Annotated in this window: 2 protein-coding genes and 1 pseudogene; 1 reads left to right on the forward strand and 2 read right to left on the reverse strand. The window is 74.6% G+C overall.

The genetic code is table 11. The features are described from left to right. Positions 1–401 (forward strand): annotated as a pseudogene (locus tag ACFW9D_RS06390) (cupin); the annotation flags it as partial. Between the two features lie 26 nt (positions 402–427). Here ACFW9D_RS06390 and ACFW9D_RS06395 read toward each other — a convergent pair. Together ACFW9D_RS06395 and ACFW9D_RS06400 are read right to left on the reverse strand one after the other, a co-directional pair. Then, positions 428–1,888: an NAD-dependent succinate-semialdehyde dehydrogenase gene (locus tag ACFW9D_RS06395; RefSeq protein WP_384618540.1), complete on the reverse strand. Its 1,461-nt coding sequence runs from the start codon at positions 1,886–1,888 to the stop codon at positions 428–430. 602 nt (positions 1,889–2,490) lie between these two features. Next, positions 2,491–3,744 (reverse strand): aspartate aminotransferase family protein, encoded by a 1,254-nt coding sequence (locus ACFW9D_RS06400; RefSeq protein WP_384618542.1) that lies wholly within the window; start codon positions 3,742–3,744, stop codon positions 2,491–2,493. Positions 3,745–3,925: the final 181 nt, after the last annotated feature.

A 3,925-nucleotide genomic window follows, 5' to 3' on the forward strand; every position in this document is an offset into this window, starting at 1 on the left:
GGGCCCGCGCGCCCCCGCGCCGCGCGGCGGCGCCGGCCCTCGACCCCGCGTCCCGCCCCGCGCCCCGCCCCGCCGCGACGGAGCGGCGCCTGGTGCGCGAGGCGCTGCGGCACGCCACCGACGGCGGGCTGCGCCCGGTGCCGCCCGCGGCGCGGCCCGGCTGGTTCACGGACGACGACGTGGTGCGGGCCGTCGAACCGGTCCTGTGGGCGCCCGGGGCCGGGCGGCGTCCGGTCGCGGCGTGCGGGCACGTCACCGAGACGGACCTCTCGGAGGCCGAACTCGCCGCCTTCCTCGGCGTGTTGAATGCCGGGCGGCCCGTGGCGGTGGTCGAACTGACGCCGCCCGCGCGGAACCTGCTGTCGGTCCTCGCCGGTTTCCGCGCGATAGAACGCCTCTGACCGGGAGCCTCTTCTCGTGTTCTCGGCTACGAACTGTAGGGAATCGCGAGGTACTTGTACTCCAGGAACTCGTCGATGCCGACCCGGCCGCCCTCGCGTCCGAGGCCCGACTGCTTGACGCCGCCGAAGGGGGCGGCCGGGTTCGAGACGAGGCCGGTGTTGAGGCCGACCATGCCGGTCTCTAGGCGTTCGCCGACCCGGAGGGCCCGGTCGAGATCACGGGTGAAGACGTACGACACCAGGCCCCACTCCGTGTCGTTCGCGATCCGGACGACGTCGTCCTCGTCCTCGAACGTGAACAGGGCGGCGACCGGGCCGAAGATCTCCGTGCCGGTCAGTTCGGCGTCGCGCGGGACCTGGGCGAGGACGGTCGGCGGGTAGAAGGTGCCGGGGCCCTCGGGCACCTCACCGCCGGTGAGGACCTTGGCGCCGCGGCCCACGGCGTCGCGGACCAGGCGCTCCACCTTGTCCCGGCCGGCCGCGTCGATGAGCGGGCCGACGTCGGTGCCGGGCGCGGTGCCGTCGCCGACGGTCAGGGCGGCCATCCTGGCGGTGAGGCGGGCGGCGAAGTCCTCGGCGACGCCGGCGTGCACGTAGACGCGGTTCGCGGCGGTGCAGGCCTCCCCCATGTTGCGCATCTTGGCGACCATCAGGCCGTCGACGGCCGCGTCGAGGTCGGCGTCGTCGAATACGATGAACGGTGCGTTCCCGCCGAGTTCGAGCGAGGTGCGCACGACCGTGTCGGCGCACTGGGTGAGCAGGATCCGGCCCACCTGCGTGGAGCCGGTGAAGGAGAGCTTGCGGATGCCGCCGCCACGCAGCAGGGGTTCGACGACGGCGGCGGCGTCGGACGTGGTGAGGGTGTTGAGGACGCCGGGCGGCAGGCCCGCCTCGGCGAGGATCGCGGTCAGGGCGAGGGTGGACAGCGGGGTCTGCGGGGCCGGCTTGAGGATCATGGTGCAGCCGGCCGCCACGGCCGGGCCGATCTTGCGGGTGCCCATGGCGAGCGGGAAGTTCCACGGGGTGATCAGGAGGCAGGGGCCAACGGGCTGACGGAGCACCAGGTGGCGGTTGCGTCCGTCGGGGCTGGTGGCGAAGCCGCCGTCGATACGGACGGCCTCCTCGGAGAACCAGCGGAAGAACTCGGCGGCGTAGGCGACCTCGCCGCGGGCCTCGGCCAGCGGCTTGCCCATCTCCAGGGTCATGAGCAGGGCGAGGTCCTCGGCGCGTTCGAGGATGATCTCGTGGGCGCGGCGCAGGATCTCGCCCCGGGCGCGGGGGGCGGTGCGGGCCCAGCCCTGCTGTGCCTCGCGGGCGGCGGCGAGGGCGCGGGCGGCGTCCTCGGGGCCGGCGTCGGCGACCTCGCACAGGACGGTGCCGGTGGCCGGATTGTCGACGGCCAGCGTCCGTCCCGACGCGGCGGCCTCCCATCCTTCACCGATCCACAGCTGCTTCGGCACGGAGTCGATCACGGGGTGCGTGGGCATTCTCGGGGCTCCTGGTGGGTCGGGGGACGGTCCGCCGCCTGGGGCGGTACGGGTGGGTGGGCTGCACCCTGGCGGGGCGCCGGGTGCGTGTCGGTCGGGCGTGGGTCAGGGGGTGGAGGATCGCTGCCGGGTGCCGGGCCGTCGTGCTGGCTCGCGCCCACGCGGCGGAGCCGCAGATCGATGCGGTCCCGCTCGCGCGGCGAACGCCGCAGGATCCACCCGCCGTAGGGGCCGAGGATCGTCGGCGGGTGCCGCGCCGTCGTGGTGGCTCGCGCCCACGCGGCGAAGCCGCAGATCGATGCGGCCCCGCGCCCCTGAAGGCGCACTCCGTGCGCCCCAGGGCCGGGCGGTCCCGCCCGCGCGGCGAACGCCGCATAATCCACCCGCCGTAGGGGCCGAGGTTCGCCGGCGGGTGCCGCGCCGTCGTGGTTGCTCGCGCAGTTCCCCGCGCCCCTGAAGGCGCACTCCGTGCGCCCCAGGGGCGGACGGTCCCGCCCACGCGGCGGGGCCGCAGATCGATGCGGTCCCGCGCCCCTCAAGGCGCGCTCCGTGCGGCCCAGGGGTCGGACGGCTCCGCGACCCGGCGCGGCACGACTCGTCGCTCACCCCGTGGCCGTGTTCACCGCCGCGCTCCACATGCGGAGCGCCTCGTCGATCTGGGGTTCGGAGACCACGAGGGCCGGGATCATGCGGACCACGTTGCCCCAGGGGCCGCAGGTCAGCAGGAGGAGGCCCTCCTCCGCCGCCGCCTGCTGGGCGCGCACGGCCGTCGTCGGGTCGGGGGTGCCGTCGGGGGCCGTGAACTCGCTGGCCAGCATCAGGCCCAGGCCGCGCACGTCGCCGATCGCCGGGTGCTTCGCGGCGACGTCCTCCAGGCCGGCGCGCAGCCGGGCGCCCATCGTCTCCGCGTTGGCGACCAGGCCCTCGTCCTCGATGACGTCGAGCGTGGCGCACGCGGCCGCGCAGGCCACCGCGTTGCCGCCGTAGGTGCCGCCCTGGGAGCCGGGCCTGGCCCGGTGCATGAGGGCCTCGGGCGCGGCGATGCCGGACAGGGGGAAGCCGCTGGCCAGGCCCTTCGCGGTGATGAGGATGTCGGGGCGGACGGCGAAGTGCTCGTGGCCCCAGAAGCGGCCGGTGCGGCCGACGCCGGTCTGGATCTCGTCGAGGATCAGCAGGATGCCGTGCCGGTCGGCGCGCTCGCGCAGCCCTTGCAGGAAGGCCGTGTTCGCCGGGACGTAGCCGCCCTCGCCGAGGACGGGTTCGATGATGATCGCGGCGGTGTCGTCCGGGTCGGACACGGTCTGCAGGAGGTGGTCGAACTCCTTCAGGGCGAACCGCGTGGCCGTCTCCTCGTCCCAGCCGTAGTGGTACGCGTTCGGGAACGGGGTGATCGCGACCCCGGCCATGAGCGGTCCGAAGCCGGTGCGGATCTTCGTGCCTGAGGTGGTGAGGGAGGCGGCGGCGACGGTACGGCCGTGGAAGCCGCCGTGCGCGACGACGATGTTCGGCCGCCCGGTGGCCTGGCGGGCGAGCCGCATCGCCGCCTCGACGGCCTCGCTGCCCGAGTTGGCGAAGAAGAGGCTGTCGAGGCCCTCGGGCAGCACGTCGCCGAGCCGCTCGACGAGCCGTTGCAGCGGCTGGTGGAGGACGGTCGTGTACTGGCCGTGGATGAGGGTGGCGACCTGCTCCTGGGCGGCGGCCACGACCCGGGGGTGGCAGTGCCCGGTGCTGGTGACGCCGATCCCGGCGGTGAAGTCGAGATAGCGGCGGCCGTCGGTGCCGTAGAGGTGGACGCCCTCCCCGCGCTGCGCGACGACGGGGGTGGCCTGACGCAGATGCTCGGACAGTCGGGTCATGGTCTCCACCCTCGGGGTCGGGGCGAACCGTCGTCAATGGGTCATGTGCGACGATTCCCCGCCATGCGTGAATTCACCCCTCTGACCTGGGAGTTCATCGATTCGGAACGACTCCCCCCGCGTGTCGGACCTCGCGGGGGCGTGCGGCAGGATGGCCGCGCGCGGGCGGTCAGGACGCCCG

Origin of the sequence: Streptomyces sp. NPDC059524 (assembly GCF_042749255.1) — a bacterium.
Taxonomy (GTDB): Bacteria; Actinomycetota; Actinomycetes; order Streptomycetales; family Streptomycetaceae; genus Streptomyces; species Streptomyces xanthii.

Coding starts and splice junctions, on each gene's coding strand:
- ACFW9D_RS06400 (WP_384618542.1), bottom strand. CDS start 3,744: ATGACCCGACTGTCCGAGCATCTGCGTCAGGCCACCCCCGTCGTCGCG.
- ACFW9D_RS06395 (WP_384618540.1), bottom strand. CDS start 1,888: ATGCCCACGCACCCCGTGATCGACTCCGTGCCGAAGCAGCTGTGGATC.